The following is a 16,081-nucleotide window of genomic DNA, read 5'->3' as shown; positions in this document are numbered from 1 at the left end:
ATAAAACGGGGCCGGTACGGGGGCTGGTAGCGAGCGGATGACCAGCACAGAGAACGCAAACGGTATCCGACACAACACAGTAAAAAAGGCGCCAAGGCGCCTTCTTTACATCAAGCCAACCGGCAACATCAGCCTTCCAGCTGTGCCAGTCGCGCCTCCAGGGCTTGCAACTGCGCCTTGAGGGTCTCGACCTCCTCTTCCAGCTGACTCAGGCGATCGGCCGCAGGAGCACCATGAGGGGCGGCCGGCATGGCGTCTGCCAGCGCCTGCAGATCGATTTCGCCACTAAACAGATGGGCGTAACGGGATTCTCGCTTGCCCGGCTCACGAGGCAATTTGACCACATAGGGCCCCTGCTCGATGAGCCCGGCCAGCACGGCATCGACCTGAGTCACATCATCGAAGCTGCACAACCTGTTGGTGCGTGAGCGCAGTTCGCCCGGCGTCTGCGGGCCGCGCAGCAATAGCTCGCAGATGATGCCGAGCTCTTGCGCCGTGAATTTCAGCCCACCAAACTCGGTATTGCAGAAACGGTGTTGATAGCGCGGTACCCGGGCATTGAAGCCGGCGGTGTTGACCACCAGGCGGCGGCGGATCAGTTCATCCACCACGGCGCGGATATCCAGCTCGGAGAGCTCCAGCACGGGTTCGCGGTTGCTCTTCTGGTTGCAGGCATTGACCAGCGCATTGAGCGAGAGGGGGTATTGATCCGGCGTGCAGATCTCTTTCTCTATCAGACAACCGATCACGCGCGCCTCTAATGGGCCTAGCACTAACTCCATTTCAACCTCCCTTGCCAAACGTTAAGGCCGTTATCTTAATCAAGACACCCTCTTCGTCCAGCACTGAACTGCATTTTTGCGACCCGGTGAAAATCTTGCTGCAACATCGCACAATCTTCACCGGCTCTGGCAGCATGATCAGACGGATTTATCGACGCTGGTATCCGAGCCCGAGGTCAGGATCCGCACCTTGTCCCCCTTGTTGAAGATGAGCGCCGGATCGTTGTCCTGTACCACGCTGAGCTGTTTGCCTGCCTGGGTCTTGATCAGCAGCTCGACCGTCTGCTTGCCCGACGTCGTACCCTGCTCGCTCTGGCGGCGGCGTGAGGCTTCGGCACCCGCGACCGCACCCACAGTGGTGGCGATGGTCTTGCCAGCCCCCCCCCCGAATTGATTGCCGACGGTAGCCCCGAGGGCGGCGGCGCCAATGGTGCGCAGCGGCCTGCTGCCCTGATGGGAAGAGGTGCTCGCCTGAGTAATGATGTGGCTCTCCTGCACAGTGCCGTACTCCACCTGGGCGCTGGTGCCAGCCATGCTCGGCGGGCTGATCAAGGTAAACAGGCTGGCGGCGATGAATGCTATTTTCTTCACGATGTCGGCTCCGATGGCGACTGAAATCCGATGGCGTTACAACGCGTTGCGTTACCCCGCCATCCCCATCGGGAGACTACACCGCCAATCCTGACTGTGAGCTTGCCTGGCATGGAAATGATAACGGCCGCAAAGCGGCCGTCAGTGATTGAAATTGAAAGGGCGATGCAAGGCCCTCTCAAGAGGAAGGCTTGCGCTCCAGCGTCGCAGCCACCGACTTGGCGGCCGAGCCGGTGAGCAAGGGCTCACCCGGATAGAGCACCAATGCCTGCTTGCGCACACGTTCGGCCTCCTCCTGCCGCCCCAGCGCATGGAGGGCGATCACCATGTTGGCGTAGATATTGGCCCTGGGGGTGTGACGGACAAATCCCTGCCCCCACTCGAGATAGGCCTCCAGCTCGGTCTTGTTGTTCGTCTGCAGGCCCACCATCAGTCGCACCGCGTTCACGTCAAACTCCACCCGAGTCAACCAGGCCATGGGATTGATGACATCCAGCAGCAGGGTCGGCTGCTTGTAACCGCCACGCTCGTACTTGGTCACCACCCAAGCGGTATGAATGGCGGTGAGCATGAAGGGCACCACGATCAGCGGGATACCGATGGCCATGAACCGCAGCAGCAACCAAGGGCGATAGACATACTCCCGCCAGCTGGTATTACCGCGAGCCTGCATCCCCTCCTCCACCTCTGCATCCAACACATAGATCAGCAGCAGCAAGGCCCACCACAGCGCGATGGCATGATAGAAGGGGTACTCGGTCTGGGTGTGCAGGAGGATGGGGGTCACCAGCGCCAGCAGCGCCAGCCCCTTGACCCAACCAGCCTTGGCCAGGCGCCACAGCAAGGCGGCAATCATAGCCAGGATGCCGAGCATGGCAGCAATCCCTCCCTCCACCGCCCAGTAGAGGAACTCGTTGTGGGGGTGATCGAGGTTGTATATAGGCATGCCGATATTGGGATTAAGATGTCGCGCTTCTGCATAAGAATGGAAGAATATGGGTTCATACCCTCCATACCCAACGCCAAATAACCAATGCTGACGCAATAAATTCAGACTAAAAGGCCAGATATCGGAACGAGCACCACCAGATAGGTATTCATCTACTCCTCGACTGGTACCTGATACCCAATATTGGGAAATCAGCCCCAGAGCAATCCCCATAACCACCAAGCTAAAGACAGAAAGCAATTTATGCTGGCGATAAAGTTGTGGCACAAGCAACACCAGTACCAGCAGGCCACCCAGTTGGCCCACCCGAGATTGCAACACCACCAACAGCACTGAGGCCGCCAAGATGACACCATAACGCAGCCCCTTGAGCCAGGTACTGGTGTGATCCTGTATCTCCAGCCAGATCGCCAAGGAGAGCCCAGTCGCCATAAAGCTGGCCATCACATTAGGCTGCTGAAAAATGCCATAGGGACGATTGGCATGAGTGTCATAGCCTATCCAGTTGCCCGGTGTCAGCAGATAGAACTGCACCAGACCGAGGATAGCCTCAATGGCAACTGCCCCCAATAACAGGTACAGCAGCTTATCCCGCGCCTGTCGATCCCATCGCCATTGATAAAGACAGCTCAGAAACAGCAGGCCGGCAAACAGCCCCAACAAGCGGGGAATGGCGTAGTCCTTGAGCTCAAAACCGGGATACGCCATCGGCAGCAAAAGCAACATGCCCCCCAGCCAGAGTCCAATCTGCAGTGGAGACACGACCAATTGCTGGCACAAAGTCACCTGCCAAAGCCCGAGCCCCATCACTAGGCTGGTGAAGATCCAACCCCAGGCATTGAACGGCAGATAGAGCCCGGAACCACCCGGGTTATGCATAAAGAAATGCATACCCAGCAGCCAATAAAGCGCACTTATCACCCCAAAAGACTTTGCCATCGTCATCATCTTCCCTGGTTCCTTACACCCATTGTTATTGCCATTATCTTGCGCCCCAGAAAACAAAAAAGGGGGCTAATGCCCCCTCTCGATCATGGATAAACACTATACCTGTTCTGGCCTTCGGAACGCATGACGAACCAGCACAATGCCAACCCCCAACATGCTACCAAACAAGGCCGCTAGTGCAACAACCAGTGGCCGCTTGGGTTTGTCACGGGAGAGTGGTTCACTCGGCGAGGCCAGATAAGCAAATGATTGGAACGGCAAGGTTTCGACCTTGAGTGCCTGTAGGCTACTCAATTGCAAGCGCAGATCGCCCAAGGCCGGATTCATAAACTCAGGATTTTTAATCTCCTTCAGGATCTTGAGTTTCTCCGCCAGAGCACGGGCGCCAAGATCAATCGTCAAACTCCCCTCGCTCTGCAGGTTCTGTACCGGAGCCTCTATCCCGGCAGCCTGAGTAATACGCAAGCTATATTCGGTTCGTAATATATCGTCTTGCAATTGTTTGAGCGTATCCATTCTGGCACTCTCAAACTGAGTCTGCAGCGTCTTGATTCGGTTCTGCCAGATGGTATCCAGCTCCTTACCCTTAGCTGTCGACTCCTGCTGCTGGATAAATAGAATATATTGCTCAAGACGCGCCTTTGCTTCTTCTGCTGAATCAGCAGCAAAGGATAGCGTCACCTCCTCACTCAACTTATCCAGCGCCTGGGCATTGATACCTTCAGCCATTTTCTTGAGAAGTTGACGTTTCGGCCTTGGTTCTGTTGTTCCGGATTTGGTTGCCTCGATCTCGAGATAACCCTTCTCAATCAAAAATTGGCGTTTATTGTTCAGACTGTTGAAATTATTTACGAAATCATCATACAGTGACTTCTTCTCAAACCCAGTGAATGCAGTTTCAGGAATCTGAGCATTCATCAATTGGTTGAGATTCAGTTCAAGAGATTCAGTCTCCTTGAGAGTCGGTTGCTTGATCTCTGCCTGACTGATCCAGACCTGTGGGGTCAATAGGGCATAGCTAACCCCAACTATGGTAAATACCCCCGCGACAAACAAGACCATCGCTTTCTGATACCAGACGACGGAGATAATTCGTCGCAAATCAAACTCATCAGACGCGGATTCCGAGCGTTGTGGTAAATTTGAATCCGATGTAGGGGACATATTCTTGCTCCTCATAATAACACTCATATCCTAATGAATTTTAAATGTAACAAAGTGCCAAACTGTCATTATATAATAAATTAGGAGATAGCGTCTTAAATCACACTCGAACATCCCCACGTTAAAAATAGCATTTATTTTAAAACTATCTAACTTTGTCCATTAGTAGTCTTCGGCTTTATCCATGACAAAATACGCCAAATATTATTAATCACAGTGTAATATAAAAAGAAAACTATGATGAATAGAAATAGACTAAGCCATTCAGGCAACGCCCCATACTCTAGGGCAATACCTGCTGCAGCCAGCAATGCGGCAACACTACAAATCATAATCAAGGCTTGATGCGATGATAAACCCACCCTCAAGCAGATATGATGTAGATGTTCACGATCAGGCTTAAACGGTGATATCCCCTTACGGGTGCGCCTTACCATAATGCAGACCATATCCATTAATGGAATAGCAATCAACCAAAGTGCCGTAACAGGGTTCATCTGTGCCTTTGGTCCCTGTGTTCCCTGCAATAATACCCAGATTACAGTGAAGCCGATCAACATACTACCCGCATCGCCCATGAAGACTTTACGACGAACTCCAAATGGAAATCCTAAATTAAGAACAATATATGGTATTACAACAATCATCATCAACAAGCAAAAACGAGATAATAACAACTGGCCATCGGTATAGTTAAGGTAAGCTAATCCCCCGAATGTCACTACAGTGAGTCCACCTAAAAGTCCATCAATACCATCGACCATATTGAAGGCATTGATAGCACCAAGCACGGCAAAGACTGTCACTATATATCCAAGCGGACCCAGCACAACTTCATGACCAAATGCTAATCCACCCAAGCTTTTTAAAGACAAACCTGCGCCAAAGATCATGGTACAAGAAATTAATATTTGTGCCACCAACCTAATTCGATAGTCCACATCGTATTTATCGTCTATAGCACCCATGATAACCAAGACAGAAGAACACAATATATAGATATCCGCATTGGAAATCAGCTCAGGCTTGAACCATAAGGCTAACATTAAAACAAGATAAATTGATATTCCTCCAACCAACGGAACTGAACCTTGATGTAATTTACGCTCATTCGGCCGGTCAACTAAATTCAGCTTGATCGCAGCCTTTCGCATTAACAACAAAAAAACAAATGCCAATATAAAAAAGATTACATAATCCATTTGATCATACCAATAAATCGTGCATATAAAATAAATGCGAAGATTATTCTTATATCATTCTTATTCTATATACTGCATAGATAAGAGCCGACCACCAGAAACCTCACTAACTATAAAGCTCCTCATATCTACTTACAATTCCTTTCCACTGATATTTATCAATTGCAACCGACCTCATTAATAAGCCACTTTCAAGGTGCGATGAATTTATATCATCAGAGATTAACATAGATAGCGAGTTGGCCGTAGAAAAATAAAGGGCTTGATTATTGGTTGTATAACGATTGAAGTTACAATCGAATGCATATATTGGCATACCAAATTGCATTGCTTCAACAAGTGAGGGATTTGTTCCACCAGCAGAATGTCCATGAATATATCCCTGACATTGCCCTCTCAACTTAAACAAAGTGTCAATGTCATAGACAGGATCTATAATATCAATATTAGAGAAGGATTTATATTTTTCCTTTAGATTGCGTCCATACTCACTGGCATTCCAATTCCCGACAAAACGAATCTCTTTCGTACCTTTAGAAAAGGCATCCAAAATCATACTAACATTATTTTCAGGTTCAATACGACATATTGAAAGATAATAATGTTCTTTCTCTTTAGGGATGTCGTCAGCATTAATAACTGCGTGATCACCACCATATGCAATCACGGCCGTAGTCACTCCATACTCGGAGAAAACATAATCAGATATTGCTTGATTATCAGAAATAACTACATCAGAAAATTTCACTGCAATTCTTTCTGATAATTTCAGAAAGTGTTTAGCAAACCAATTCCATTTATCTCGCCGCCACTCTAACCCATCAATATTAGTAATAATTCTAGATGAACTAAATAAACGATAAAGAGGTAAAAAAAGACACCCTGACACACCCAGGATCAACGTTACATCAGGTTTTCTTTTGAAGCATTTGAGCAAGCTAAAAATATCATACGCTATGCTTGATATACCATTAGCGTTTAATGGCAAGTATGACAGTGAAGCTTTTTTGTAACTATCAGGTTTAGTGGAATACGATTTGCTAGAGCAAAACACATGATACATAACAGATTCAGACTGATAATCAACTAGATTCTGCACCAAGGATTCGAAACCGCCATAACAAGCAGGAATGCCCACAGTTCCAACAATACATACTTTCTTTATCATACAACATCGCCATTTAATATATGTGAGCGTACTACATTCAGAAACCTTTTTTCATATGCATTTATATTAAATCTTTCTTCATAATTTTTTCTACCCATTTCTCCAATACTATCTCTTTGTACTCCTGGCATATTAGACAACTTATTTATTGCAGTAGCAAACGATGCAATATCATGGGGGGTAATTAACAAACCATTAACTTCATTGTTAATTACCTCACTCGCACCACCATGATTAGTGGCTATGACAGGTTTACCACATCTCGTTGCCTCTAAAACTGTAGTTGGGAATGGATCTGCCATTATGGAAGGAACCAGACACACATCCATAAATGCAATTTTTTGAGAGGCGTTACTATCAAAGCCATGAATAATAATAGAGTCGGTCAAACCGCGCACATTAACTTCATTTTTAAAATCTTGCATCAAGTAAGAACGCGTTGGTGGTGCATCACCATATATATGTACGATGATTTTTTTTCTCTCACTATCTGACATATATTCAAGCGTGTCTAACAAAAACCAATGCCCTTTTTCTGGCATGACTCGCCCAACAAGGGCATAGTTTATCTTACCAATAATATAATCTGAATCAGAAACTGCCATCGTTTGACTAGAGTCAGGAATACCATTATGAACAACTAGATATCTGGAACTATTTCTTCTTGTCTTTATATAAGTATCGACATGTCGTGAAACGCTCAGCACCAGCGTTGGGCTCAGTGCAATAACATATTTTATTATTTTTCCATATAAGGAACCAGCCAAAAACTCATGACAATGAGTGAGGGACTTTTTTCCTAAAAAACCAACCATCAGTGGAAGTGTAAATAGTGATAACGTATTGATGTAGAAAAATTCGAAATCATTTCTTTTTTTAAAAAGAAATAACATCGATTTTATATTTCTAATTACCCAAGAAAAAATACCCTTAGGGGTATACATGGCCCTATAGATTAGCGGAAGGAAACCTGCCTCATGGAAAAATACGTTATTTGTCTTCTTTATTTCAGATAAACGCTTAGCCATACATCCGGTTACTTTCGGCATATAGACATGGCAAGTATAGTTATCCGAAAGAAGAGCCAATGTATAAACGAGTATATTACTAGCACCATACATATCATCCACTGGATGAAAGAAAGCTATTTTTTTCATTTTTTACCTATAAAGATATAAACTCATATTCTGGGATGAAATTCCTTGGCCCCCATACTATTAACGTAAAAATAAGCTGCACTGCACAAATTAATAATATGAAAAACCGAACTCTGAGTTCATTTTTTAGAACTCGTCCCAATACGGCTACAGTCAATATTGGACTCAGCAACTGAGCGAATATTATGATCCTATCATATAACAAAACATTGCTACTAAAAATTGAGGATATAAACAATATAAAACTTGAGATTGTCGCAATCTTATCAGAAAACTCGCCCCCTTCTCCCCAGTAACTAATATAGTTAGACTTACCTCGATGAATATAAACTGCATAAAAGAAAAGAGATATCATCAATGGTAAATTTCGATGGTTAAAACTGGATGGCTGAATTATATCACTACCTGTTAACCTAATATATTCAGTGATCGAATTTGCATATAATGGGAATATTTCTACTAAAACACGAGATATATATATGAATAAACTATCATTAAATGTCAACACAGAGCTTAATATTGCAACAAATGCATATATTGGTCTAAACTTAATCTTAAATAAGATAATTCCAACAAAAATAAAACCTATTATAGATGCCTTGTGAATAAAAAATGCAATGACGATATAAATAATCGCAAAAATAATATTTGATCTATATGCACTGTGCATTCCCAACAAAACCAGGATAACAGCCAATCCTTGTCGATATATATTGAAATTAATTTGGAAATATATAAAAGAGGATAAGGTTATTGCAAAATACAATAGAAATAACTCTCTCGAAATGTTCCTATACAATAACAGTAATAATGTGTTCAATATAACTGAATAGGATATCGAAAAGAAAACATATTCATCAGAAACCAGCTTTAATACAGAGTTAAGAACATACAACCCTTTCTCATCTAAAATATAGTAATTTGGATCTTTAAATATTCCATAGTATGTAACTATATCTAGTCCATAGTTTGCATCTCTTAAACCGATAACGAATATGAAGAACAAGAAAAGTATAATTACTGTTATGGGCTTCCATATCTTATGTCGCATATCTGACACACAACATAATATGAGCAGAGGAAGCATGAGAAATGTAAGCAACATTAACTAATGTCTCTTATTACTCTTGCCGGGATACCTGCAGCAAGAGAGCCCGGCGGTAATGACTTTGTAACAACAGCACCAGCGGCGATCACCGAACCAGCTCCAATTTCAACACCAGCTAGGATTGTAACATTGCAACCAATCCAAACATTGTTTGATATTGTAATCGGCGTCCTCTTAACACCCTGCTCTTTAATTGGTACTCGAGTGTCTTCAAAATTATGATTCTCCGCAATTGCGGTAAAGTTAGGGCCGATGATAACATCATCGCCAATATAGATAAAGCCAGAGCATCCCAAGTAAGAATTAACACCAACAGCAGAACCATTCCCTATATAGAGGCCATCACCCAATTCCCCTCCATAGTAACTAGATGGTCTAATCTTGGTTCCCTCACCTATCGTAACTTTATCGCTAAGTGTGATCCCTCTTTTACTATGAGTCTGGATAATGACATTACCTTCAATCTTAACCATCTTACCAATGTTAAGCTTATTTATGGGACCAATAACTCGACAACCACTAGCCATGAAAACTGGGAAGGATATATTTTTTATGCTTCTTAACTTTATCCATCCGCCACGTAAAAGCATGGACAGCACACGAAGAAGTACACCTACATTGAATAATTCATCATTATAAGCCAGTGTCTTTATAACTTTCCTAAAGTTCATGATGAAACCTTAAAGTATCGACTCATTTTATTTACAATATCTGTGGGTATAAAGAATCGCAGTATAAAGCCTATGATATATCTATAGTTTTTTCCGAAATAATTAATAAGGCAATGATACGTTTTGTATTTTGGGTAACCAAGAGCATTAAGCTTTAAAATTTCACGAGGAACCAACACCAGCCTAACCTTATTATAAACAGACTCCCAACTAATTCCACTCACGACATCACTTATATATATATCAGGAATTATTTTTACCGTTCCTTTTAAACTACAATAAAAAGCAGAATATAATGGAAACGTTATCTCAAGTGGGCCATGATTTTTTTCGTGAAATAATACTGCAGAAATAATCTTCTCTCTTGAATAAATGCATGATGTGATGAACATCATTATCGCATCGTTATTCTTGAAAAGTTCGATAATATTAGTCGACTCATTTCTATCAAAAGCGTGAGGCCTGACTAATCCGAATTCTTTATGAATACAATTGTAGTTCATAAAGAAAAGATCTTTCTTATCCGCTAAATTACAAACTACCTTATCAAGGATACCATTAAAAAGAATATCATCATCACCAACAAACCACACATAATCACCGGATGAGTCATCCAGCAGCATTTTTCTTATATTACCAATTAAACCCAAATTTTCATTATTTCTATTGACGACAACATTAAAGCCTTCATCTCTGAGTTTTTCTATACCATCAATAATAGCAGCATAGTCTTCTTCACTAGAGTTATTGTCGCGAATATATATCTTTATTTCACAATCGCGATAACCCTCCAGGCATTTTATTTCATTCAATAAAAAACCGGCTTGTCTTAAACATTCATTTGACCGCTGAAAGGTTGGTATGCATATATCCAGTTTGATTTTAGTACCGATACTCACGCCGAAACCTCTTGAATTTATATACTGCAAACAGTGCATAGGTAATGTGTAGCACTAAGACGACATATATTAAAGCACTAATACTCATTAAAAATATTATAACAAATAAGGATATAAGTGGAGTAAGCGTATTCATGCACATACTGAGAGAGAACAAATACTCTTTCCCTGATGTACGACAATATGTCGCCATATTACCAATTACAGTCATTAGCAAACCAATAATTAATAACCCCCCCAGATCTTGAATGCTGAGAATTTTATTAAATGGTTCTATGCTGCTAAAAACATATTTACATAAAAGAAGCACTAGTGAAGCCAAGGAATATATGGAAATTGATGCCAAGCATGCTTTGTTATAAATTATCCCGGCAACTTCCATTCGGTTGCTTGATACGTATTTTGCAATATTGGCTCGCTGTACCAATAGGAACATCTGCGATAAAACTGATATTGCATTTACAATAGCAAATGACAGTCCAAATATACCGGCAACTTCTGGATTTATATATTTAAAGATAATAACGTTGTATGAATTCCAATAGAAATAACCTGAGATCCAAACCAATGACAACTTGAATTGGAATTGGGATATACCTTTTAACTCATGAAAAAGAGAATTTTTAGGAGTATTTGTTCTTGTGACATGATGAATCCTCATAATTTTTAAAAGAACGAATTGAATGAAGACTCCACATAATTGTGAAAAAACCAAGGAGTATATGCCTTGGCCAATTAGCACAAAGAACCATAATGAAGTATAGGTAACTAATGAACCAAACAACTTTATTCTATATGTTTTTTCAATTTCTCCCTGCCCTTCAACCCAAGAGTAAAGAGGATTCAGAAGCAGAGAAAATGAAATAACAATTATGTATAAATACCACGATTCTTTAATCTCTTGAAAATTATCAGAGAAAATAAAATTGCCATAAATCATGGCGAAAAATAAAAACAATAAAGCTAGAGAAGAGTACAGTAGTAGAGATGCCTTGAACAAAATTCGATTAGCATTTTGATCTTCAAGGCGAGAGGCGTATTTTTGCACCAGTGCAACACTGATCCCCATCTCAAAAACTTGTTGAATCGCAGCTACGGATATAAATGTAAAATATAGCCCTAATTCATATCCATTCAAATACTTTGATATGACAATAAGTGTTAACGGACCACCAAGCATCTTCCACGCAGATGCTGACATAGCGACTATAGTAAGTCTATTCAATATCATTTAAGGCCTGCGTGATATAATCATACACCCTAAATTTAGGGTTCCATCCAGGAAGTGTCTGATAGACATATGCGGGGACAAATACTTCTCTATCTCGATATTTAATCGCCCCAAGTTCTAATATAGAAACATCATGGCTATATGATATATATTCTATAATTTCGCGGATACTGGTCTTTTCATTTTGACTTAAGGCGTAAGACTCGACATATCCATCATCATATACACTATCGAGCAACTGCCTTATCGCGATGAGAAAACCATCGCAGACATCATTAATATGGACAAGATCTAAATATTGCTCTCCTGGAGATAACTTAATTGATTTTCTAGTTTTGACAGCACTTAATATATTGTCGAGAATTTTACCTCTGGTATCATTACTACCATATGTGCCATACAAAACGAGCTCAATTATATGTAGTTTTTTGTAACTACTATAGGTCATTGCAAACTTCATAATGGCCATTTTAGCTGCGGCATAGTTATCTAAAGGAGCATCTGACATCCCAACTGAGCCAAAAGACCAATATGAGCCAGTTAATATTATATTACGTTTTGATATGTCTAAACTCGAGATGGCGTCCATAATCATTAATGGCAATTTAATATTGACATCAATGATTGAATCTATATCCCCTGTATCATATTGTGTGGCTAGAAAAACCACTACATCAGGTTCATATGAATGTATTATTGACTTTATTTCAGATTCACTTATCTCTGAAAATACAAATTCTTTAACGTGTGAAAATTGATGATGATATGCCCTAGATAATAACGCAACATCAAAGCCATCATGTTGTAACACGTTAATTAGATGGCGACCGATAAATCCACTACCGCCACAAACAAGTATTTTTTTCATGTGATTAATGTATGTGGTTGATGATGTTTACTCATCAACCACATTTAACACCTTAGAAGGAGAGTCCAAAGAATTCTTCGAACTTGGCAATCACATAATCCAAATGATCATGTGTCAGACCTGGGTAGATACCTATCCAGAAGGTCTGATTCATAATACGGTCCGTATTAGTCAGTTCACCAACGACCCGGTAGTTACGGTCAGCAAAATAAGGCTGGCGGGTCAAGTTGCCAGCAAACAGCAAACGAGTACCCACCTTGGCCTCGTCCAGGAACTTGACCAGCTCAACACGGTTGACGCCAGCAGTTTCTTTCAGAGTGATGGGGAAGCCAAACCAAGACGGCTCGGAGTTATCGGTGGCTTCAGGCAGTTCGAGGACGTCGACGCAGTTGGCCAAGCCCGCCTTCAGATAGGCGAAGTTTGCCTTACGCTGTTCAACGAACTCTTCTACACGCTCCAACTGGGCCAAACCACAAGCCGCCTGCATATCGGTGATCTTGAGGTTGTACCCCAAATGAGAATAAGTGTATTTGTGATCATACCCCTCTGGCAGGGAACCCAGCTGTTGGCTAAATCGCTTGCCACAGGTGTTGTCACAGCCAGGAGCACAGTAGCAGTCACGACCCCAATCGCGGAAGGACTCGATGATCTTCTTCAGCTCGCCTGACTTGGTGAATACAGCTCCTCCTTCACCCATGGTGATATGGTGCGCCGGATAAAAGCTGACGGTGCCAATATCACCGAAGGTACCCACCATTTTGCCATCGTAACGAGTACCGAGGGCATCACAGCAATCTTCAATGAGCCACAGGTTATATTTGTCGGCAATACGACGTACTTCGGCCAGGTTGAACGGGTTTCCCAAGGTATGAGCAACCATGATGGCTTTGGTTTTATCCGTTACAGCGGCTTCAATCAGAGCTGGATCGATGTTATAGGTCGGGATGTCCACATCCACGAACACCGGGACCAGGCCATTCTGGATGGTTGGGTTGACTGTGGTCGGGAACCCAGCAGCAACAGTGATCACTTCATCACCCGGTTTGAGTGCACGTTCACCCAGTTTGTGGGAAGTCAGCGCGGTCAGGGCCAGCAGGTTGGCAGAAGAGCCTGAAGTGGTGGTCAGCACATGGGGAACGCCGATGTATTCACCCAGTTTCTTTTCGAAAGCATCGTTAAAACGGCCGGTGGTCAACCACCCATCGAGCGAAGCTTCAACCATCAACTGCAGTTCACGGGCACCGATCACCTTTCCGGACGGCGGGACGACGCTGCTGCCAGCTATAAACGGCTTGGGAGCCATAGCCTGCTCAGCATACTGAGCTACCAGTTGGGAAATTTGTTCACGCAGAGCTTGTGCACTCATTTATCTCTTCCTGTTAAAAGTCTTGCCAATGCCATGTTCCGGCAATTGATCATTGTTCGTCAATCAAGGGGGGGCTGGATGTTACCTAGCTAAGTGGGGAAAGTCATCCGGACCGATAGGCCTCACTGAGCAGCCATATAGTCACGGATCTCACGCAAGGTCACCTCACGCATATCCTCGCCGGCCAGCCAGGCCTTGTGCCACGTGATGATACGCCCCAGAGTGGTGACCAGATCCCAGCGTGGCTGCCAGCCCATCCGAAGCTTAGCCTTGGAGCACTCGAGCTTTAGGTAATGGGCTTCATGGGGATGATCGGCACCGTCGAGTTGCCAACAGGCATTGTCGCCCCACAGCTGTACCATCTTCTCGACAATAAACTGTACCGGCTGAGCATCGTTGTCGTTGGGCCCAAAGTTCCACCCTTCCGCATAAGCACAACCATCACGATAGAGGTGTTGTGCCACGAGCAGATATCCCGATAAAGGTTCGAGCACATGCTGCCATGGGCGAATAGAGTGGGGATTGCGGATAACCACTGGCTGGTCGTTTTGGAAGGATCGCAGGATATCCGGGATTAAACGATCTTTTGCCCAATCACCGCCACCGATCACATTACCAGCGCGCACCGATGCCAGGGCCACGCCATGACGTGCATAGTCCTTCGGATTAAAGAACGAGTTGCGATACGCAGAGGCGACCAGCTCGGCACAGCCTTTGCTGTTGGAATAGGGATCATAACCACCCATGGCCTCGTCTTCACGATATCCCCACACCCATTCGCGATTTTCATAACACTTGTCGCTGGTGATATTGACTACAGCCTTGACACCACCGACCGCTTTAATGGCCTCAAGCAGATAAACGGTGCCCATAACATTGGTGGAATAGGTCTCGATAGGATCATCATAAGAGAGTCGCACCAAAGGCTGGGCAGCCATATGGAATACGATCTCGGGTTTGAAATCGGTCATGGCTTCACGCAGATGGAAGAAGTCACGAATATCACCATCTTCCGATAACAACCCTTGCCGAACCTTAGCAACCTCGAAGAGACTGGGTTCAGTAGGGGCAGGAAGGGAATAACCACGTACAATGGCCCCCATTTCCTCCAGCCACAACGCCAACCAGCCCCCTTTAAAACCAGAGTGCCCGGTCATAAAGACCCGTTTGTTTTTCCAGAAATCAGGATCGATCACGGCCATTACTTCCATACCTTCCAAGGTGCTTTGCTTTTTTCCCAAAGTCCTTCGAGGTAGTGCTTATCACGCAAGGTATCCATGGGTTGCCAGAACCCACTGTGCTCATAAGACATCAGTTGTCCCTGCTCTGCTAATGCCATCAGTGGCTCTTGTTCCCAAGTCGTCGCATCATTTTCAATCAAGTCAATAACCTTGGGACTTAATACAAAGAAGCCACCATTGATCAATGCACCATCACCTCTTGGTTTCTCCTTGAAGGAGAGGACCTGATTATTCTTAATATCCAGTGCGCCAAATCGGCCCGGAGGATAAGTTGCCGTAAGTGTCGCCAATTTACCGTGGCTCATATGAAAATCGATACTAGCTCCAATATCAACATCGGATACACCATCACCATAAGTAAACAGGAATGCCTCATCATCTTTCACATATTCAGCGACACGCTTGAGACGGCCACCAGTCATGGATGCATCCCCTGTATCAACCAGGGTCACATTCCATGGTTCTGCACGTTTTTCATGCACTTCCATTCGGTTTTCTGCCATATGGAAAGTGACATCAGACATATGAAGGAAATAGTTGGCAAAGTACTCTTTGATGACATACCCCTTATAGCCACAGCAAATGATGAAATCATTGATACCGTGTGCGGAGTACATTTTCATGATATGCCAGAGGATTGGCTTACCACCAATTTCAACCATCGGCTTTGGTTTGACAACAGTTTCTTCACTCAGACGGGTGCCCAAGCCACCGGCAAGAATTACCGCTTTCATGT

15 protein-coding genes are annotated in these 16,081 nt (G+C 43.8%); all 15 read right to left on the bottom strand.

All coding sequences use genetic code 11. From position 1 onward, the window contains the following. Window positions 1–128: 128 nt before the first annotated feature. The gene (locus BN1137_RS11485) at window positions 129–782 is read right to left on the bottom strand and encodes a YceH family protein (protein WP_050718739.1); all 654 of its coding nucleotides are present in this window, start codon (window positions 780–782) and stop codon (window positions 129–131) included. Between the two features lie 138 nt (window positions 783–920). Further along, window positions 921–1,373: an outer membrane lipoprotein gene (locus BN1137_RS11480; RefSeq protein WP_050718738.1), complete on the bottom strand. Its 453-nt coding sequence runs from the start codon at window positions 1,371–1,373 to the stop codon at window positions 921–923. Window positions 1,374–1,551: 178 nt separating this feature from the next. After that, window positions 1,552–3,267 carry a PglL family O-oligosaccharyltransferase gene (locus BN1137_RS11475; RefSeq protein WP_083443444.1) on the bottom strand — a complete coding sequence of 572 codons (1,716 nt, stop codon included), beginning with the start codon at window positions 3,265–3,267 and terminating at the stop codon, window positions 1,552–1,554. Window positions 3,268–3,366: 99 nt separating this feature from the next. Continuing rightward, window positions 3,367–4,434: an LPS O-antigen chain length determinant protein WzzB gene (locus BN1137_RS11470; protein WP_083443443.1), complete on the bottom strand. Its 1,068-nt coding sequence runs from the start codon at window positions 4,432–4,434 to the stop codon at window positions 3,367–3,369. 149 nt (window positions 4,435–4,583) lie between these two features. Beyond that, entirely contained in the window at window positions 4,584–5,636 is a 1,053-nt protein-coding gene (gene wecA / locus BN1137_RS11465; RefSeq protein WP_050718737.1) for a UDP-N-acetylglucosamine--undecaprenyl-phosphate N-acetylglucosaminephosphotransferase, read from the bottom strand. Window positions 5,637–5,742: 106 nt separating this feature from the next. Continuing rightward, window positions 5,743–6,804: a DUF1972 domain-containing protein gene (locus BN1137_RS11460; protein WP_050718736.1), complete on the bottom strand. Its 1,062-nt coding sequence runs from the start codon at window positions 6,802–6,804 to the stop codon at window positions 5,743–5,745. After that, window positions 6,801–7,961, bottom strand: a complete 1,161-nt coding sequence (locus BN1137_RS21995; protein ID WP_083443439.1) for a glycosyltransferase family 4 protein — start codon at window positions 7,959–7,961, stop codon at window positions 6,801–6,803. Before BN1137_RS21995 ends, BN1137_RS11460 begins: the two co-directional genes overlap by 4 nt. Window positions 7,962–7,968: 7 nt before the next feature. Next, window positions 7,969–9,012 carry an EpsG family protein gene (locus BN1137_RS23175; protein ID WP_198150633.1) on the bottom strand — a complete coding sequence of 348 codons (1,044 nt, stop codon included), beginning with the start codon at window positions 9,010–9,012 and terminating at the stop codon, window positions 7,969–7,971. Window positions 9,013–9,065: 53 nt separating this feature from the next. Next, window positions 9,066–9,740, bottom strand: coding sequence for an acyltransferase (locus BN1137_RS21985; RefSeq protein WP_083443437.1), 675 nt, complete (start codon window positions 9,738–9,740; stop codon window positions 9,066–9,068). Further along, window positions 9,737–10,639 carry a glycosyltransferase gene (locus BN1137_RS21980; RefSeq protein ID WP_198150632.1) on the bottom strand — a complete coding sequence of 301 codons (903 nt, stop codon included), beginning with the start codon at window positions 10,637–10,639 and terminating at the stop codon, window positions 9,737–9,739. Before BN1137_RS21980 ends, BN1137_RS21985 begins: the two co-directional genes overlap by 4 nt. Then, on the bottom strand, window positions 10,623–11,870 hold the full coding sequence (locus BN1137_RS22445) for a lipopolysaccharide biosynthesis protein (protein ID WP_157433731.1): 1,248 nt from the start codon (window positions 11,868–11,870) through the stop codon (window positions 10,623–10,625). Before BN1137_RS22445 ends, BN1137_RS21980 begins: the two co-directional genes overlap by 17 nt. Further along, window positions 11,857–12,738, bottom strand: a complete 882-nt coding sequence (locus BN1137_RS21975; protein ID WP_083443435.1) for an NAD-dependent epimerase/dehydratase family protein — start codon at window positions 12,736–12,738, stop codon at window positions 11,857–11,859. Before BN1137_RS21975 ends, BN1137_RS22445 begins: the two co-directional genes overlap by 14 nt. Before the next feature lie 52 nt (window positions 12,739–12,790). Beyond that, window positions 12,791–14,104: a lipopolysaccharide biosynthesis protein RfbH gene (gene rfbH / locus BN1137_RS11455; protein ID WP_050718735.1), complete on the bottom strand. Its 1,314-nt coding sequence runs from the start codon at window positions 14,102–14,104 to the stop codon at window positions 12,791–12,793. Between the two features lie 122 nt (window positions 14,105–14,226). Then, a complete protein-coding gene (gene rfbG / locus BN1137_RS11450; RefSeq protein ID WP_198150631.1) occupies window positions 14,227–15,306 on the bottom strand; it encodes a CDP-glucose 4,6-dehydratase in 1,080 nt (359 codons plus the stop codon). Next, on the bottom strand, window positions 15,306–16,079 hold the full coding sequence (rfbF, locus tag BN1137_RS11445) for a glucose-1-phosphate cytidylyltransferase (RefSeq protein ID WP_050718734.1): 774 nt from the start codon (window positions 16,077–16,079) through the stop codon (window positions 15,306–15,308). The genes rfbG and rfbF overlap by 1 nt, the downstream gene beginning before the upstream one ends. Window positions 16,080–16,081: the final 2 nt, after the last annotated feature.

Origin of the sequence: Aeromonas tecta (assembly GCF_000820185.1) — a bacterium.
GTDB classification, from domain to species: Bacteria; Pseudomonadota; Gammaproteobacteria; order Enterobacterales; family Aeromonadaceae; genus Aeromonas; species Aeromonas tecta.
Note: the sequence above shows the minus strand (reverse complement) of the source record. Positions and strands in the feature narration are given on the sequence as shown.

Excerpts from the sequence above, each read along its gene's own strand:
- BN1137_RS23175 (WP_198150633.1), bottom strand. The coding sequence starts at position 9,012 with ATGCGACATAAGATATGGAAGCCCATAACAGTAATTATACTTTTCTTG.
- wecA (WP_050718737.1), bottom strand. The coding sequence starts at position 5,636 with ATGGATTATGTAATCTTTTTTATATTGGCATTTGTTTTTTTGTTGTTA.
- rfbH (WP_050718735.1), bottom strand. The coding sequence starts at position 14,104 with ATGAGTGCACAAGCTCTGCGTGAACAAATTTCCCAACTGGTAGCTCAG.
- BN1137_RS11470 (WP_083443443.1), bottom strand. The coding sequence starts at position 4,434 with ATGTCCCCTACATCGGATTCAAATTTACCACAACGCTCGGAATCCGCG.
- rfbG (WP_198150631.1), bottom strand. The coding sequence starts at position 15,306 with ATGGCCGTGATCGATCCTGATTTCTGGAAAAACAAACGGGTCTTTATG.
- rfbF (WP_050718734.1), bottom strand. The coding sequence starts at position 16,079 with ATGAAAGCGGTAATTCTTGCCGGTGGCTTGGGCACCCGTCTGAGTGAA.
- BN1137_RS11460 (WP_050718736.1), bottom strand. The coding sequence starts at position 6,804 with ATGATAAAGAAAGTATGTATTGTTGGAACTGTGGGCATTCCTGCTTGT.
- BN1137_RS21985 (WP_083443437.1), bottom strand. The coding sequence starts at position 9,740 with ATGAACTTTAGGAAAGTTATAAAGACACTGGCTTATAATGATGAATTA.
- BN1137_RS22445 (WP_157433731.1), bottom strand. The coding sequence starts at position 11,870 with ATGATATTGAATAGACTTACTATAGTCGCTATGTCAGCATCTGCGTGG.
- BN1137_RS11475 (WP_083443444.1), bottom strand. The coding sequence starts at position 3,267 with ATGACGATGGCAAAGTCTTTTGGGGTGATAAGTGCGCTTTATTGGCTG.
- BN1137_RS21995 (WP_083443439.1), bottom strand. The coding sequence starts at position 7,961 with ATGAAAAAAATAGCTTTCTTTCATCCAGTGGATGATATGTATGGTGCT.
- BN1137_RS11485 (WP_050718739.1), bottom strand. The coding sequence starts at position 782 with ATGGAGTTAGTGCTAGGCCCATTAGAGGCGCGCGTGATCGGTTGTCTG.
- BN1137_RS21975 (WP_083443435.1), bottom strand. The coding sequence starts at position 12,738 with ATGAAAAAAATACTTGTTTGTGGCGGTAGTGGATTTATCGGTCGCCAT.